Genomic DNA, 16,064 nt, shown 5'->3' with positions numbered 1-16,064 from the left:
GGGCCGGGCTGCCGATCTTGGGTCAGTTTGACAGGAAGCGGCGAGCCGAGGGCATGGACTTCATCAGCACGTAATAGGCCACGCCCGCAGGGATCAGGCTGGCATACCACGAGATGCTGGAAAAGATCAGCGCGAAGACGATGCCGACTGCCGTGGCGATGATCGCGGCCCAGTTGACGCCCTTGTAGGGGCCGTCCTCGTCATAAAGCAGATCCAGGTTCAGCTGGCGCTTGCGCAGGATGTAATAGTCCACCACCAGCACCGCGAAGATCGGTCCCAGGAAGGCCGAATAGGTCTGGATGAACAGGTTCAACCCGGCGGCGGATTCGTCCTTGACCAGTTCCCACGGGAAGGTCGCGAAGGCCAGCAGGCCCACCAGGACCGCCGAGGTCTTGAAGTTCAGCTTGAAGATGTCCATCAGCGCATAGGCGGGCGGGATCACGTTGTTCAGCACGTTCGTCGTGACCTGCGCGAAGACGATGAACAGCAGCGTGATGATCAGCAGCACCTTGTTGTCCACGGCGCTGGAAAAGACCTTGATCGGATCGACCTCGCCCGTGGCACTGGACACCATCAGCCCGATCAGGCCCATGAACAGCGTCGCGGGCAGGATCGAATTGGCATAGATCACCACCTGGCGCAGCGGCGAGACGCTTTCCTTCAGTTCGCGCGAATAATCCGACACGTTCAGCATCATCGTGCTGTAGACGCCCAGAAACAGCATGGTGGCCCCCAGAAGGGCGCGCCCCAGGTGCCTTCGGCCTGCAGCAGGTTGGTCGAGATCTGGTCGCCGTATTTGCCGATCACGCTGAAGAACATGTAGATCAGCGCGCCGATGATGAAGACCGAGCCGATGTTTTCCAGCCACTTGATGCCGCTGAAGCCCAAGACCGACAGGCCGATCTGCAGGAACTGGAAGGCGATGAACCAGAAGACGATGCTGTCGAACCCGAACAGCGTCACCGACACCAGGTTCAGCGCGCCCGCGCCGATCCAGCTTTGGAAGCCGAACCAGACGATGGCGGGCACCGACCGGACCAGGGCGGGCAGCCGCGTGCCGGCGAAGCCGAAAGACGACCGCGCCTGAACCATGAAGGGGATGCCGTATTTGTGGCCTGCCGCGCCGTTGATCGCCAGGGCGACGCCGATCACGGTGCAGCCGATGGCGATGGCCAGGAACACCTGCAAGAGGTTCAGCGTCCCCGCCAGGCCGGACCCGACGGTGAAGGTCCCGATGGACACGCAGCCCCCAGCCAGGCGAACAGATAGGACCAGGGGTCCATGATCCGGTGGCGCTGCGGGGCAAGCGTTTCCTCGCCCACCTTCTTGTGGCCCGCCTCGGTGATCGGGCCTTCGGCCATGTTTTCGATCGAGGTCATCGTCTTGTCCTTCCCTGTTGTTGATCTTGTCCTATTTCTGGTTCGGCTGCGCATAGGCGCAGATCTTGCTGGTCCCCAGGCCCACGGCCGCCAGCCCTTCGACGAACTTGACCGCGACGGTGACGCCGTCGATGACAGGCACCCCGGTTTCGCGCGACAGCCAGTCGGTCAGGTCGGCCATGCCCGCGCAGCCCAGGACGATCGCCTCGCAATTGTCCTCGCGGATGGCGCGCAGGATTTCGTCGCGCACCTTTTCGCGGGCGCCCGAGCCTTCCTCCTCGAGCGCGAGCACGGGAATGCTGGCCGAGCGGACCTTGCGGCACTGGTGGTCCACGCCATAGCGGCGGGCCAGTTCCTCGATCACCGGAACGGATCGGGGCAGGGTGGTGACCACGGAAAAGCTGGTGGCCAGCATGGTGGCGGCCTTCATCGCGGCCTCGGCGATGCCGATCACCGGCCCGCTTGCCAGTTCCCGGCAGGCGCCGATGCCCGGATCGTCGAAGCAGGCCACCACCACGCCGGCCACGCCCTGCTGCTCGGCCTCGCGGACATGGCGCAGCAGCGCGGGCACCGACATCGCCTCGTCGTAGTGGCCCTCGATGCTGGCGGGCGATCCTTCGCCGGTTCGGGCAATGATCTCGACCCCCGGGCCTGCCACGCGCCGCGCGCTTTCGGCGATCTTGTCGGTCATCGAGGCCGTCGCGTTGGGATTGACGAGAAGGATTTTCATGGGCGCCTCCGGCTTGCTTCTGCTTCTGGATCGTCGACGATTCGCATGTGATGTGTCAACGATTCATATCGAAGATGGCGCGGGACTTCTTGTGCTGCCCGGATCGGCGGCATAATTTCCCCCGGGCAGGCAGGAGAAACGCAGTCCCATGGCAGTGAATGCAGAAAGCCGGATCGTCGACGGCGTGGTCGAGGCCATTCTTGAACGGCGCCTGCGCCCCGGCACCAAGCTGAGCGAGCCGGAGCTGTGCGAGATTTATGATTGCGGCCGGACCGATGTGCGTCGCGCGCTTGTCATTCTCGCCACCCGAAAGACGGTCGAGCTGCGGCCCAACCGGGGTGCCTTCGTCCGCGTGCCAAGCCAGCCCGAGGCCCACAACGTCTTCCAGGCCCGCCGGGCCATCGAAAAGACCTTGGCACGAAACGCGGCGCAGCACGCGACAGGGGCCGACCTTGCGGAACTGGACCATGTCGTGCAGGCCGAGATCCTGGCACGCAAGAACGGAGACCGCGCCAAGGCCATCCGCCTGTCAGGCGAGTTTCACATGGTCCTGGCCAAGATCGGGCAGAACGACGTCCTGGCCGAGTTCCTGCATGAACTGATCATGCGCAGTTCCCTTATCATCGGCCTGTTTGCAGGCTCGAGCCACGTTCTTTGCCAGGATGAGGAGCATGGCGAGATCGCCTCGGCCATCCGAAGCGGCGACGGGACAAGGGCCGGCGACCTGCTGGAAGCGCATCTGCGCCATATCGAGGCGCAACTGGTGTTCGATGCGCCGGCCGAGGCAAGCGACCTGCGCCAGATCCTCGGCGGGTAAAGGCGTCCGGAACCTTTGGGCGGAAGGAAGCCCCGGTCCTACCCCTGGTCCGACAGATAGGCCGCCATGCTGGCTGCCAGGCGTTTCGCCCGCTCGACATGGGCGGGGTCGGACATGAGGAATTGCGACACGAGCGCCTCGATGATGGCCAGGCCCGGCAGGCAGGACGACGACAGGACCGGATGCTGGGCGGGGGCGATCAGAAGGTGGTCGCAGGCCTGGGCCAGGGGCGCGGCGGGGGAATCGGTCAGGGCGATCAGCCGGGCGCCCGTGGCACGGGCCATGCGGGCCAGTTGGACCACATCGCTGGAATAGCGCGGAAACGAGATCGCAATGACCACGTCGCCTTCGCCAGCCGCCATCACGCGGCCTGCCGCAACCTCGGTCCCGCCATATTGCACGACGTTCAGGATCCCGTCGCGATAGGGTTCAAGGCCAAGCGCAAGGATCGCCGCCAGATGGGCCGACAAACCGAAGCCCATGATCCAGACATGCCGCGCCTGGCGCAGCATCTCGGACGCCTGGCGCAGGGCTGCGGCTGTTTCGCGGTCCGCCAAGGCCCCCAGATGCGACTGCGCGGTCGCCAGCGATGCCTCGGCCGGTGAGGATGACCTCGCAGCCTCGGCCAGGCGGTTTTCCAGCTTGGTGACGGGGGCGATCAGCGCGTGGACCCGGTCGGCCACATCGGCGCGGAAGGCCGCATAGCTGTCGATTCCCAGATCGCGGACATAGCGGCTGATCGTGCTGGCCGAGATGCCCGAGGCGCGCGAAACATCCTCGATTCCATGGGTGGCGATGAAGACGGGATCGCGCAGGATCAGGTCGGACAAGGCGCGCTGCGACCTGGATCCCGCCTGAAGACGCGCCACAACCTGTTGACCAAGCTGGCTTTCCGCGAAATGGCGCGTGGCGCCCGCGCTCCAGCCCGAAATTTCTGTTGACGGATCGATTTTCATTTCTCAATCATATGAAAGAAAAACAATCACGACAATCCATCCCGACAGGAGTTCCCATCATGCGCAAGACCCTTGCCGCGCTGTCCCTTTTCGCCCTGGCCCTTCCCGCCTTCGCCCAGGATCAGGTCCGCATCGGCGTCGAAGGAAACTATCCGCCCTTCAGCCAGGTGTCCCCTGACGGCACGCTTTCGGGCTTCGACATCGACATCGCCAATGCCGTCTGCGCGCAGATGAAGGCGAACTGCACGCTGGTGCAGCAGGAATGGGACGGGATGATCCCCGCCCTGGCGGCCAACAAGTTCGACATGATCGTGGCATCCATGACGATCACCGACGAACGCAAGAAAGTGGTCGATTTTTCCGATCCCTATTACGACGTCCCCTCGCGCTTCATCGCGGCCGAGGGCGCCTTTGAAGGCTACAGCCCCGAGGAACTGGCTGGCAAGACGATCATCGTGCTGCGCAACAGCCCCCGCGCCCAGTACCTGGAAGCGACCTATCCCGACAGCCGCATCCTGGCGGTGGATCGCGAGCCGGCGGTTTATCTGGAACTGGCGGCCGGGCGGGGCGACATCGCCTTCGGATCATCGGTTGTCTCGGCCGAGGCCTTCCTGAAGCAGCCCGAGGGCGAGGGCTTCGAGCAGGTCGGCGAAACGCTGACCCTGACCGACAGCGTGGATGGCGGAGTGGGCATCGCCATGCGCAAGGGCGACGAGGCGCTGAAGACCCGCGTGAACGAGGCCCTGGCCGCGATCATGGAAGACGGCAGCTATGCCAAGATGGCCGCGCAGTATTTCGACTTCGACATCACCCCGCCCCACGCCCGCAAGTGAACCGACGCGCCCCCCGCCGGGGGCGTCCGATCCGAAGGGAAGTCAACCGATGTTCCACGGCTATCTGCCGATGATCCTGGACGGGCTGCGGGTGACGCTGTCGGTGGCGGTGGTGTCGCTGGCAGTAGCCTGCGTTTTCGGACTGGCGGGGGCAAGCGCCAAGCTGTCCCATTCGCCCGTCCTGCGCGGGCTGGCCGGGCTTTATACCACGGTCATCCGGGCGCTGCCCGACCTGCTTCTGATGCTGATCGTCTTTTATGGCGGGCAGATCCTGCTGAACCGCGTGGCGGCCGCGCAGGGCTGGGGATACATGGACGTGAACGCCTTCGCGGCGGGCACCATCACCCTGGGCTTCGTCTTCGGCGCCTATCTGACCGAAACCTTCCGGGGCGCGATCCTGGCCATCCCGCGCGGCCAGATCGAGGCCGGGCACGCGATGGGCCTGTCGCGCGGCCAGGTGATGCGCGACATCGTCATTCCGCAGATGGTCCGCCACGCCATCCCGGGCTTTACCAACAACTGGCTGGTGATGCTGAAGGCGACCGCGCTTGTGTCGATCATCGGGCTGGACGACATGGTCCACCGCGCATCCCTGGCATCCGCCGCGACGCGCGAGCCGTTCACCTTCTACGCGCTGATCGGGGCCATCTACCTGGCGGTGACCACCGTCTCGATCCTGGTGCTTGGCGCGCTGAACCGGCGCATGTCGCGCGGGATCCGCTCGGAGGCCAGGGCATGATCGACTGGACCATCCTGCGCGAGATGCTGCCCGCCTTTTGGCACGGGCTGCAGATGACGCTGCTGCTGCTGGTGACTTCGGCGGTGGCGGGGCTGCTGCTGTCGGTGCCGCTTTCGGTGGCGCGCTCGGCCCGCAGCCCCTGGGCCCGCTGGCCGGTCTTCGGCTTTACCTTCGTGATCCGGGGGACGCCGCTTCTGGTGCAGTTGTTCATCCTGTATTACGGGCTGCCGCAATTCGGGGTGATCCGCAACAGCACCCTGTGGCCGCTGCTCCGCGACCCGTGGTTCTGCGCTTGGGCAGCCTTCACGCTGAACACCACCGCCTACACGACCGAGATCTTCGCGGGCGCCATCCGCACCACCCCCGCCGGAGAGATTGAGGCCGCACGGGCGATGGGCCTGACCCGCGCCCAGGTCTTCCGCGACGTGTTCTGGCCCGGCGCCTGGCGCCGCGCCTTGCCCCAATACGGCAACGAGATCATCCAGCTGATGCATGCCACCGCCCTGGCCAGCACCGTCACCATTGTCGAGATCCTGCGCGTCGGCCGCGATGTCTACACCAACTACCTGAAGATCCCCGAAAGCTTCGGCATGGCGGCGGTCTTCTATCTGGGGCTGACCCTTGTCCTGGCCGGGCTGTTCCGGCTTCTGGAGCGCCATTTCCTGCGCCATCTCGACCCACGCGCAAGCGCCACCCCCATGCCCGAACCCGTGAAAGCCTCTGCCCATGCGTGAACGCTGCTTTTCCCTTCCCGGGCGCGGTCCCGGCACCCGCCACCAGGTCCTGACCCTGTCCTTCGGCGATCCCGACGCGCGGCCGCATGTCCATGTGCAGGGGGGGCTTCATGCCGACGAAGGCCCCGGCATGATGGTCGCCCGGCTGCTGGCGGATCTTCTGGCACAGGCCGAGGCGGCAGGCCGGCTGCGGGGCCATGTGACCGTGGTGCCCTTTGCCAATCCGCTGGGGCTGGGGCAGGTGCTTCACGGCGATCATTCGGGGCGCTTCGATCTTTACGACGGGCGCAACTTCAACCGCGATTATCCCGACCTGTCCGATGACGCCGCAGCCGGGCTGGAAGGCCGCCTGACCGGTGACCCGCAGCGCAATGTGGCTTTGGTCCGGGCCGCCCTGCGCGCGGCCTTGCAGCAACGCCAGCCCGTAGGGCCGGCCGAGGCGCTGCGCCATCACCTGATGGGCCTGGCCCTGGATGCCGACGTGGTGCTGGATCTGCACTGCGATGGCGAAGCCGAGATGCACCTTTACACCCAGCCCGCCGCCTGGGACCGGCTGGCCCCCCTGGCGACCCTGACCGCCTGCCGTGCCGTGCTGCTGGCCGAGGTGTCGGGCGGCCATCCCTTCGACGAGGCCCTGTCCGGTCCCTGGACCGCGATTGCCGCCCGCTTTCCGGACCACCCGGTCCCCCTGGGCTGCGCCAGCACCACCGTCGAATTGCGCGGACGATCCGACGTCTGCCGGACCCAGGGGCTGCGCGATGCCCAGGCGATCATGGATTACCTGGTGCATCTGGGCGTCCTGTCGGGCAGCGTCGACCTGCCCCCCGCCGCCTGCAGCCCCACGCCCCTTGCGGGATCCGAGGCGCTGACCGCGCCCGCGGCCGGGCTGCTGTCCTATGCCGTGCCGCTGGGAAGCCTTGTGCAGGCGGGCCAGACCGTGGCGGAAATCACCGATCTGGAAACCGGCCAGGTGATCCCCGTCCGCGCCAGCACCACGGGCGTCTTCTATGCCCGCCCCGCCACCCGCATCGCGGAGGCCGGAAAACGCCTGGGCAAGATCGCCGGCGACCGGCCATTCCGCGACGGCCCGCTGCTCAGCCCCTGAGGGACCTGCCATGACCATGCTGAACGCCACCGACATCCGCAAAAGCTTCGGCACCCGGGAAGTGCTGCGCGGGATCAGCCTTTCCGCCGCGAAGGGCGACGTGATCTCGATGATCGGATCCTCGGGGTCTGGGAAAAGCACCTTCCTGCGCTGCCTGAACTTCCTTGAACATCCCACCCAGGGCCAGATCGCGCTTGGCGGTCAGGTCCTGGCCTGCAAGCGCGACCGCAACGGCGACCAGACGGTGGCCGATCCGGCGCAGTTGCGGGCCTTCCGCGCGCGGGTGACGATGGTCTTCCAGCAGTTCAACCTGTGGTCCCACATGACCGCGCGGGACAATGTCATGCTGGGGCCGATCCGCGTCCACGGCCTGAGCCGCGCCGAGGCAGGCGAACGGGCCGATCATTATCTGTCCCGCGTGGGCGTGGCGCATCGGAAGGACGCCTATCCAGGCTTCCTGTCCGGGGGCGAGCAGCAGCGCGTGGCCATCGCCCGCGCGCTTGCGATGGAACCCGACCTGATGCTGTTCGACGAACCCACCAGTGCGTTAGACCCCGAACTGGTGGGCGAGGTCCTGCGCGTCATGCGCAGCCTGGCCGAGGAAGGCCGCACCATGATCGTCGTCACGCACGAGATGAACTTCGCCCGCGACGTGGCCAACCGCGTGGTCTTCCTGGATCAGGGCGTCATTGCAGAACAGGGCTGCCCGCGCGAGGTGCTGAGCCGCCCGCAGACCGAACGCCTGCAGGGCTTTCTGGCCGCGCAGGCCGCTTGATCGAAGCGCCGCCCACGGCCAGGGGCGGCCCAGGCTTTTCAGGCCGCGCCGACAGCCTCGGCCCGGCAGATCATCCCGAACAGGTCGCGGGGATCGTCCGGATCGGCGATCATGTCCAGGTCCTGGAAAAAGCCCGTTCCGCGCAGGCGGGCGTGGATGTGGCGCAGCGCGCTGAAATCCTCGATGGCAAAGCCCACGCTGTCGAACAGCGTCACCTGTGACGGGCCGGTCCGGCCGGGCGCCTGGCCTGCGATGACCTGCCACAATTCGGTCACCGGATGGTCGGGGTCCAGTTGCTGGATCTCGCCCTCGATCCGGGTCTGGGGCGGGTATTCCACGAAGATCCCGGCGCGGTGCAGGATGGCGGGGGCCAGTTCCGTCTTGCCGGGGCAGTCGCCGCCCACGGCGTTGATATGGACCCCGCCGCCGACCATGTTGTCGGTCAGGATGGTGGCGTATTGCTTGTCCGCGGTGCAGGTCGTGATGATCTGCGCGCCCAGGATCGCCTCCTCGGCGCTGTTGCAGGGCACCACCCGCAGGCCGCGCCCGGCAAGGTTCGCCGCGCATTTGCGGGTGGCGGCCGGGTCGATGTCGTAAAGGCGCACCTCCTCGATCCCGCAGACGGCCTTCATGGCAAGGGCTTGGAACTCGGCCTGGGCGCCGTTGCCGATCATCGCCATGGCGCGCGCATCGCGCGGGGCCAGCCATTTCGCGGCCATCGCGCTTGTCGCCGCCGTGCGCAGCGCCGTCAGGATGGTCATTTCCGACAGCATCACCGGATAGCCCGTCGCCACGTCGGCCAGCACGCCAAAGGCCGTCACGGTCTGCAGGCCGCGCCGCATGTTGCCCGGATGGCCGTTCACGTATTTGAAGCCGTATTGCTGCCCGTCCGAGGTGGGCATCAGCTCGATCACGCCGATATCGGAATGGCTGGCGACGCGGGGGGTCTTGTCGAACTGGGGCCAGCGGCGGAAGTCGGCCTCGATCGCGTCCGTCAGTTCCACCATCATCCGTTCGATCCCGACATGCAGGACCAGGCGCATCATGTGGTCGACGCTGACAAAGGGAACAAGCGCCTGGCGCGAGGGCGGGGTCATGGGCATCTCCTTCAGGTGAATGAACGTGTGGGGCGGTCGAAGACCTTGCGGCCCATCAGGCTGCCCACCAGGTCAACCATCAGCTTGGCGGTGCGGCCGCGGTCGTCCAGGAAGGGGTTCAGCTCGACCAGGTCCAGCGAGGTCATCAGCCCCGTCTCGTGGATCAGTTCGCAGGCCAGATGCGCTTCCCGGAAGGTGGCGCCGCCGGGAACGGTGGTGCCCACCGCGGGGGCGATGGAGGGATCGAGGAAATCCACGTCCAGGCTGACATGCAGCTTGCCGTGGGCCGCGCGCACCCGGTCCAGGAAGGCGCCAAGGGGGGCGGTGATGCCCTGTTCGTCCAGCACGCGCATGTCGTTGACCGCGATGTCGCTGTTCTCCAGGGCGCGATGCTCGGCCGGGTCGACGCTGCGGATGCCGAACAGGCAGATGCGCTCGGCCGGGATCGGCGCGGGGAAAGGCCCAAAGGCGTCAAAGCCCGGCCGGCCCGCCGCATAGGCCACCGGCGTGCCGTGCAGGTTCCCCGTTGTCGTGCTGAGGGGCGTGTGGAAATCGCTATGCGCGTCCATCCACAACAGGAACAGCGGGCGCCCTTGGGCGGCGGCGTCCTCGGCCGCGCCGGCCACGGATCCAAGCGCCAGCGAATGATCCCCGCCCAGCACGATGGGTATCCCCCCCTGGCGCAAGGCGTCGCGCACCGCGTCGCGGATCAGCCCGGTCCAGGCAACCGTCGCGGGCAACTGGTCCACCGCGCCATTCGCGCAATGCCGCCGCGGCAGCACCTGGGGCAGCGCAAGATCGCCGCGGTCCGTCACGGTCATGCCCAGGCCTTCCAGAAGCGGCCGCAGTCCCGCCACGCGATAGGCGGCCGGGCCCATCAGGCATCCCGGCTGCCGCTGGCCGCTGTCGACAGGCGCGCCGATCAGGATTGTTCGTGTCATCGTCACCTCGGGTGGTTTCGGACAGGATGCTGCGCGAAACAGGCAGGTCTCAACTGGACAATCCGCAGGTTCGGCAGGCAAACTGCGCGGAATGGCCAGATGGACCTGCCAAAATGGATGAACTCGACCAAAGGCTGATTGCCGAACTGCGCCGGGACGGGCGCGCCTCGGTCCAGCATCTGGCGGACCGCCTGGGCGTCACCCGCGCGACCGTGCGGCTGCGGATGGCGCGGCTGCAGCAGAAGGGCGAGATCCTGGGCTATACGGCCGTCACCCGGGGCGATGTCTCGGACGCGCCGGTGCGCGGCCTTGTGCTGATCGGGATCGAGGGCCGTGGCGGCGACCGCATCATGGCGCGCCTGTCGGGCATGGCAGAGGTCACCGCCGTTCATTCCACCAACGGCAAGTGGGATCTGGTGGTCGAGGTTTCGACGCAATCCCTGGCCGAACTGGACGAGGTCCTGCGCCGCATCCGCAACCTGGAAGGGGTCGTCACCTCCGAGACGAACCTGCTTCTGGCATCGCGCCGCGCTTCCTCGAGATGGAGTTGACAGGCCGGCCCGCCGCAGAAAGACGGCGGCTTGCACTTCCGCGCCGCGGCGGCTTTCCTGCGCCCTCGGGCCGTGATCGTGCCCGGCGAAAGGAACGGGGACATGACGGGCCAGGACGATTTCCGCTCGGACACGGTGACGCGGCCGGATGCGGCGATGCGGGCGGCGATGGCTTCGGCCGAGGTGGGCGATGCGGTCTATGAGGATTGCCCGACCACCCGGGGCGGCGCGGCGGTGCTTGGATCGATCCAGCCCCAGCCCTTGCCGAACGAGCCCGACGGCACCATCGCCCTGGCCGCCATCGAGGCCGCGATCAAGCCCGACGATTTCCACCATGCCAGAACCCGGCTTCCTGAGCGCGACTTTCGGCCTATGGCTTAACTTGAAGGTTCCGGAGAAATCGTTGGAGTCCGATCCAGACGTCCTAGCAAGCGCACCGCGCGACAACAAACCAAGCAGGGTGATGAACCCTGCTTGGTCTCAAGGCACTGGCAAGACGGCGGCCCTAGGCAAAATACTGCGGAAATTCCTCACGCAGGGCCTCCACCTTGGACACCGTCTGGCTCAGATGGCCCCGGATTGCCGCGATCGCAGCATCCGGGTCGCCTGATGCGATGCCGTCCACAATGGCCCGATGGCCAGACAAGATGTTGAGCACCTTGCCCTGTTCCGGCAGGTGCAGGCGACGGATGCGCTCCAGATGGCCCGACCGTTCGCGCACCAACTGGTGCAGTCCTGACTGCCGCAGGCCCGCGAACAGGGTCTGGTGGAACAACTCGTCCAGTTCCTGAAAGACGGCGATCTGACTGGTGTCCTCGGCGATGGCTTCCTGCATCCGGATGATCGATCGGGCGCGGGTCAGCACGTCGGCCGGCGCCTCGGTGGCCAGCCTGCGGCAGACCTCGGTTTCCAGGGCGACGCGCAGGAAATGCGCCTCGTAGGTTTGCGGCACGTCGATGCGCGTCACCACCGTCTTTGATTGGGGAAAGATGTGGACCAGCCCTTCCTGCTTCAGCAGTTGAAGGGCCTCTCGGATCGGGGTCTGGCTGACCCCATAGGTTTCGGTCAGGTCGGTCCGCGACAGCGTGGTGTCGGGTGGCAATTCCAGTGTGATAATTCGCTTGCGCAGGCTTTCGTAGACGCGCTGCACGGTCCCGCCGCCGGCCTGCACCTGCATGGCAGGAAGCCCAAAACTGGCGGCAAGCGATATGGCCATGACATTCTCCCTCAATCAGGCCGAACCTAGGGTCAGGCTCCCCGATCAACAAGGATAATAGCGCTATTGATATACCTGTTGAACTGAAATATTAGTATGTTTGAGACGCGCTGAGTGATTCCGGCGTGGAGGAGGGATCATGACGACAAGAAAAACAGCCGATGATCTTCGGTCGGCCCGATGGTTCGCGCCCGACGACCTGCGCAGCTTCGGGCATCGCTCGCGGATGATGCAGCTGGGCTATGGCGAGGCGGATTTTCACGGAAAGCCTGTCATCGGCATCCTGAACACCTGGTCCGAACTGAACACTTGCCATTCGCATTTCCGTGCGCGGGCCAAGGACGTGGCGCGCGGCGTGCTGCAGGGCGGCGGGCTGCCGGTCGAGATGCCCTCGCTGTCGGTCGACGAAAGCTTCACCAAGCCGACCTCGATGCTGTACCGCAACATGCTGGCGATGGAGACCGAGGAGATGATCCGGTCCCACCCGCTGGACGGCGTGGTGCTGATGGGCGGCTGCGACAAGACCACGCCGGGTCTGGTCATGGGTGCGATCAGTGCAGGCGTGCCGATGATCTACCTGCCTGCCGGACCGATGCTGCGCGGCAACTATGCCGGGCGCATCCTGGGGTCGGGTTCCGATGCCTGGAAATACTGGGACGAACGCCGCGCAGGCAACATCACCGACCAGGAATGGATCGGGCTGCAGGGCGGCATCGCGCGCTCGGCCGGGGTCTGTATGACCATGGGCACGGCCTCGACCATGACCGCCATCGCGGATGCCATGGGGATCACGCTGCCGGGCGCGTCCTCGATCCCCGCGGTCGATGCCAACCACCAACGCATGGGCGCCGATTGCGGCCGCCGCATCGTCGAGATGGTGTGGGAGGATCTGACCCCGGACCGGATCATCACCGAAGGCGCGGTCAGGAACGCCGCCGTTGTCGCCATGGCTACGGGCTGTTCCACCAACGCCGTCGTCCACCTGATCGCCATGGCGCGGCGCGCCGGCATCCATCTGACGTTGGACGACCTGGATGCCCTTGGCCGCACGACGCCGCTGATCGCCAATGTCCGCCCCTCCGGCAAGGACTACCTGATGGAGGATTTCTACTATGCGGGCGGTCTGCGCGCGCTGATGAAGCAGATCGAGGATCGGCTGGATTGCGGCGCCCTGACTGTCACCGGCAAGACGATGGGCGAGAACCTGGAGGGTGCCGTTGTCTACAACGACGACGTCATCCGGCCCCTGTCGAACCCGGTCTATCACGAGGGATCCCTGGCGGTGCTGAAGGGGAACCTGTGCCCGTCCGGCGCGGTCATCAAGCCCGCTGCCTGCGACCCGCGATTCCATGTCCACGAGGGCCCGGCGCTTGTCTTTGACAGCTATCCCGAGATGAAGGCCGCCGTGGACGACGAGGACCTGGAGATTACCCCCGATCACGTCATGGTCCTGCGCAATGCCGGGCCGCAGGGCGGGCCGGGCTTCCCCGAATGGGGAATGCTGCCGATCCCCAAAGCTCTGATCAAGCAGGGGTACCGCGACATGCTGCGGATTTCGGATGCGCGCATGTCGGGCACCTCCTATGGCGCCTGCATCCTGCATGTCGCGCCCGAAAGCTTTGTCGGCGGTCCCCTGGCGCTGCTGAAGACCGGCGACATCGTGCGGCTGGATCTGCCCAATCGCCGCCTGGACATGCTGGTTTCGGACGACGAACTGGCTGCCCGCAAGGCCAACTGGACGCCGCCCGAGCCTCGTTTTGAGCGCGGCTACGGCTGGATGTTCGAGCGTCACGTGACGCAGGCCGACCAGGGCTGCGACTTCGACTTCCTGCAAACCGACTTCGGCCGCTCGGCGGGCGAGCCCGACATCTTCTGAGGCCAGATCTTTTTCGAGGAACGACCATGACCGAACACACCCTTTCGGACGAAACCCGCGCCAAGCTGAAGAAGGTCTCGACCGCATCCGTCGCCACGGCGCTGTACAAGCGCGGTTTGCGCAACCAGTTCATCCAGGGCGTGGTGCCGGTGGCCCCGAAGGACGAGAACATGGTCGGCCCGGCCTTCACCCTGCGCTACATCCCCGCGCGGGAAGACCGCAACCCGATCACCGTCTTCCGCAATGCCGACCACCCGCAGCGCGTCGCCATCGAAACCTGCCCTGCCGGGCATGTGCTGGTCATGGACGGGCGCAAGGATGCCCGCGCCGCGACGGCGGGGTCTATCCTGATCACCCGGCTTGCGATCCGTGGCGCGGCGGGTGTCGTGACCGATGCCGGGATGCGCGACGCCGAAGGCATCGGCAAGCTGGACATGCCGGCCTATTTCGCCAAGTCAAGCGCGCCCACGAACCTGACCCTGCACGAGGCACTGGACATCAACGTGCCGATTTCCTGCGGCGATGCGCCGGTCTTTCCGGGCGACATCCTGGTGGGCGACAAGGACGGCGTGATGGTGATCCCGGCGCATCTGGCCGACGAGATCGCGGACGAATGCACCGGCATGGAAAGTTTCGAAGATTTCGTGCTGGAGCAGGTCAAGGAGGGCGCGGCCATCATCGGCCTTTACCCCTGCACCAAGGACGAGAACCAGAAGAAATACGAGGAATGGCGCGCCCGCACCGGCCGCTGAAACCTGGGGCCGGGCCTCCGGTCTGCCATGACGAAAGGATTTCCGATGACCTTCACGCCTCACGGCAAGCACCTGATCGCCGGTGACTGGGTCGGGACCGAGACGCGCTTCCCGAACGAGCCGGCCTTTGGCCCCGTCCACGAGTTCAGCACGGGCACGGTCGAGTTGGTCAACCGCGCCTGCGAGGCCGCCGAGGAGGCGTTCTGGTCCTATGGCGAGGCCAGCCGCGAAACGCGCGCGGCCTTCCTCGACGCCATCGCCGACGAGATCGAGGCGCGCGCCGAGGCCATCACGGAAATCGGCACCCGGGAAACCGGCCTGCCCGAGGCGCGGCTCAGCGGCGAGCGAGGCCGGACGACAGGCCAGCTACGCCTGTTTGCCCAGCATATCCGCAAGGGCGACTTCCTGGACCGCCGCCACGATCCGGCCATGCCAGATCGCCAACCGGCGCCGCGTCCCGACATCCGAATGGTGCAGCGGCCCATCGGCCCGGTTGCTGTATTCGGTGCGTCAAACTTCCCGCTGGCCTTCTCGACGGCGGGTGGGGACACGGCCGCTGCGCTGGCCGCTGGCTGTCCTGTGGTGGTCAAGGGCCATTCCGCCCATCCCGGCACCGGCGAGATCGTGGCCGAGGCCGTCCATGCGGCCATCAAGACCTGCGGCATCCATCCCGGCGTCTACAGCCTGATCCAGGGCGGCCGCCGCGAGGTGGGCACGGCATTGGTCCAGCACCCGCTGATCAAGGCCGTGGGCTTCACCGGCAGCCTGGCAGGGGGACGGGCGCTTTTCGACCTGTGCGCACAACGCCCTGAGCCGATTCCCTTCTTCGGCGAACTAGGCAGCGTCAACCCGATGTTCCTGCTGCCCGGGGCAACCCGCGCGCGGGCCGAGGATCTGGGCAAAGGCTGGGCGGGGAGCCTGACCATGGGCGCGGGCCAGTTCTGCACCAATCCCGGCATCGCGGTTGTCATCGACGGCGCGGACGCCGATCGCTTTGTCACTGCGGCCAAGGCGGGGCTTGAGGCGGTGGGTCCGCAGACCATGCTGACCGATGGCATCGCCCGGGCCTACCGCGAGGGGAAGGAACGCTTCGAGGCCCGCAACTCGGTCACGCCGGTCGTCTCGACCACCAGCCACTACCGGCAGGCCAGTCCGAACCTGTATGAAACCACGGCCGAGGCCTACCTGCAGGACCACGCGCTTGGCGAGGAAGTCTTCGGTCCCCTGGGCCTGGTCGTGCGCGTCCGCGACACCGACGAGATGCTGCGCCTAGCCCGCGGCTTCGAGGGCCAGCTGACCGCGACGATCCACATGGATCCTGCCGACCTGGAGGCCGCGCAAAAGCTGCGCCCGGTGCTGGAGCGCAAGGCGGGGCGGGTGCTGGTCAACGGCTTTCCGACCGGGGTCGAGGTAGTGGACAGCATGGTCCATGGCGGACCCTATCCGGCATCGACCAATTTCGGCGCGACCTCGGTCGGCACCCTCTCGATCCGCCGCTTCCTGCGGCCCGTCAGCTACCAGAACTTTCCCAAAGAACTCTTGCCCGAGGATCTGCAATGAAGG

At 66.4% G+C, this 16,064-nt stretch carries 15 protein-coding genes and 2 pseudogenes; 11 read left to right on the top strand and 6 right to left on the bottom strand.

Going from position 1 to position 16,064, the window contains the following annotated elements:
- Positions 1-22 precede the first annotated feature (22 nt).
- A pseudogene (locus tag FIU66_RS14525) lies at positions 23-1,379 on the bottom strand (NCS1 family transporter).
- 31 nt (positions 1,380-1,410) lie between these two features.
- Positions 1,411-2,109, bottom strand: coding sequence for an aspartate/glutamate racemase family protein (locus FIU66_RS14520; protein ID WP_167623633.1), 699 nt, complete (start codon positions 2,107-2,109; stop codon positions 1,411-1,413).
- A gap of 148 nt (positions 2,110-2,257) precedes the next feature.
- Here FIU66_RS14520 and FIU66_RS14515 point away from each other — a divergent pair, with 148 nt between their 5' ends.
- Positions 2,258-2,926 (top strand): GntR family transcriptional regulator, encoded by a 669-nt coding sequence (locus tag FIU66_RS14515; protein WP_167623632.1) that lies wholly within the window; start codon positions 2,258-2,260, stop codon positions 2,924-2,926.
- 38 nt (positions 2,927-2,964) lie between these two features.
- Here FIU66_RS14515 and FIU66_RS14510 read toward each other — a convergent pair whose 3' ends face one another.
- Positions 2,965-3,882 (bottom strand): MurR/RpiR family transcriptional regulator, encoded by a 918-nt coding sequence (locus FIU66_RS14510; RefSeq protein WP_167623631.1) that lies wholly within the window; start codon positions 3,880-3,882, stop codon positions 2,965-2,967.
- Between the two features lie 59 nt (positions 3,883-3,941).
- On the opposite strand from FIU66_RS14510, the gene FIU66_RS14505 reads away from it, so the two are divergent.
- Genes FIU66_RS14505 through FIU66_RS14485 form a run of 5 tightly spaced genes read left to right on the top strand, consistent with a single transcriptional unit; the run spans position 3,942 to position 8,068 of the window.
- Positions 3,942-4,715 (top strand): transporter substrate-binding domain-containing protein, encoded by a 774-nt coding sequence (locus tag FIU66_RS14505; protein WP_167623630.1) that lies wholly within the window; start codon positions 3,942-3,944, stop codon positions 4,713-4,715.
- A 49-nt stretch (positions 4,716-4,764) separates the two neighbouring features.
- Complete coding sequence (locus FIU66_RS14500; protein WP_167623629.1) at positions 4,765-5,454, top strand: ABC transporter permease; 690 nt, start codon at positions 4,765-4,767, stop codon at positions 5,452-5,454.
- Positions 5,451-6,188 carry an ABC transporter permease gene (locus FIU66_RS14495; protein ID WP_167623628.1) on the top strand — a complete coding sequence of 246 codons (738 nt, stop codon included), beginning with the start codon at positions 5,451-5,453 and terminating at the stop codon, positions 6,186-6,188. Before FIU66_RS14500 ends, FIU66_RS14495 begins: the two co-directional genes overlap by 4 nt.
- Positions 6,181-7,293: a succinylglutamate desuccinylase/aspartoacylase family protein gene (locus FIU66_RS14490; RefSeq protein ID WP_167623627.1), complete on the top strand. Its 1,113-nt coding sequence runs from the start codon at positions 6,181-6,183 to the stop codon at positions 7,291-7,293. The genes FIU66_RS14495 and FIU66_RS14490 overlap by 8 nt, the downstream gene beginning before the upstream one ends.
- A 10-nt stretch (positions 7,294-7,303) precedes the next feature.
- The gene (locus FIU66_RS14485; RefSeq protein ID WP_276529574.1) at positions 7,304-8,068 is read left to right on the top strand and encodes an ABC transporter ATP-binding protein; all 765 of its coding nucleotides are present in this window, start codon (positions 7,304-7,306) and stop codon (positions 8,066-8,068) included.
- Positions 8,069-8,106: 38 nt separating this feature from the next.
- On the opposite strand, the gene FIU66_RS14480 is transcribed toward FIU66_RS14485, so the two are convergent.
- Both FIU66_RS14480 and rocF read right to left on the bottom strand, forming a co-directional pair.
- Entirely contained in the window at positions 8,107-9,165 is a 1,059-nt protein-coding gene (locus FIU66_RS14480) for an ornithine cyclodeaminase (RefSeq protein ID WP_167623626.1), read from the bottom strand.
- An 11-nt stretch (positions 9,166-9,176) separates the two neighbouring features.
- Positions 9,177-10,106: an arginase gene (gene rocF, locus FIU66_RS14475; protein WP_167623625.1), complete on the bottom strand. Its 930-nt coding sequence runs from the start codon at positions 10,104-10,106 to the stop codon at positions 9,177-9,179.
- A gap of 113 nt (positions 10,107-10,219) precedes the next feature.
- Between rocF and FIU66_RS14470 the strand changes: the two genes are divergently transcribed.
- Positions 10,220-10,657 (top strand): Lrp/AsnC family transcriptional regulator, encoded by a 438-nt coding sequence (locus FIU66_RS14470; protein ID WP_167623624.1) that lies wholly within the window; start codon positions 10,220-10,222, stop codon positions 10,655-10,657.
- A 102-nt stretch (positions 10,658-10,759) separates the two neighbouring features.
- A pseudogene (locus FIU66_RS14465) lies at positions 10,760-11,008 on the top strand (beta-eliminating lyase-related protein); the annotation flags it as partial.
- A gap of 154 nt (positions 11,009-11,162) precedes the next feature.
- On the opposite strand, the gene FIU66_RS14460 reads toward FIU66_RS14465, so the two are convergent.
- Positions 11,163-11,873 carry a GntR family transcriptional regulator gene (locus FIU66_RS14460; RefSeq protein ID WP_167623622.1) on the bottom strand — a complete coding sequence of 237 codons (711 nt, stop codon included), beginning with the start codon at positions 11,871-11,873 and terminating at the stop codon, positions 11,163-11,165.
- A gap of 139 nt (positions 11,874-12,012) precedes the next feature.
- Here FIU66_RS14460 and araD point away from each other — a divergent pair, with 139 nt between their 5' ends.
- From araD to FIU66_RS14445, 3 genes are read left to right on the top strand one after another with little or no spacing between them, the layout of a single operon-like run.
- Positions 12,013-13,749: an L-arabinonate dehydratase gene (gene araD / locus FIU66_RS14455; RefSeq protein ID WP_167623621.1), complete on the top strand. Its 1,737-nt coding sequence runs from the start codon at positions 12,013-12,015 to the stop codon at positions 13,747-13,749.
- A gap of 26 nt (positions 13,750-13,775) precedes the next feature.
- Positions 13,776-14,501: a ribonuclease activity regulator RraA gene (locus FIU66_RS14450; RefSeq protein WP_167623620.1), complete on the top strand. Its 726-nt coding sequence runs from the start codon at positions 13,776-13,778 to the stop codon at positions 14,499-14,501.
- Between the two features lie 45 nt (positions 14,502-14,546).
- Positions 14,547-16,061 (top strand): aldehyde dehydrogenase (NADP(+)), encoded by a 1,515-nt coding sequence (locus FIU66_RS14445; RefSeq protein WP_167623619.1) that lies wholly within the window; start codon positions 14,547-14,549, stop codon positions 16,059-16,061.
- The last annotated feature ends 3 nt before the right edge of the window (positions 16,062-16,064 follow it).

The organism is Paracoccus sp. AK26, assembly GCF_011801365.1.
Taxonomy (GTDB): Bacteria; Pseudomonadota; Alphaproteobacteria; order Rhodobacterales; family Rhodobacteraceae; genus Paracoccus; species Paracoccus aerius.
This window is presented reverse-complemented; position numbering and strand designations above follow the sequence as displayed.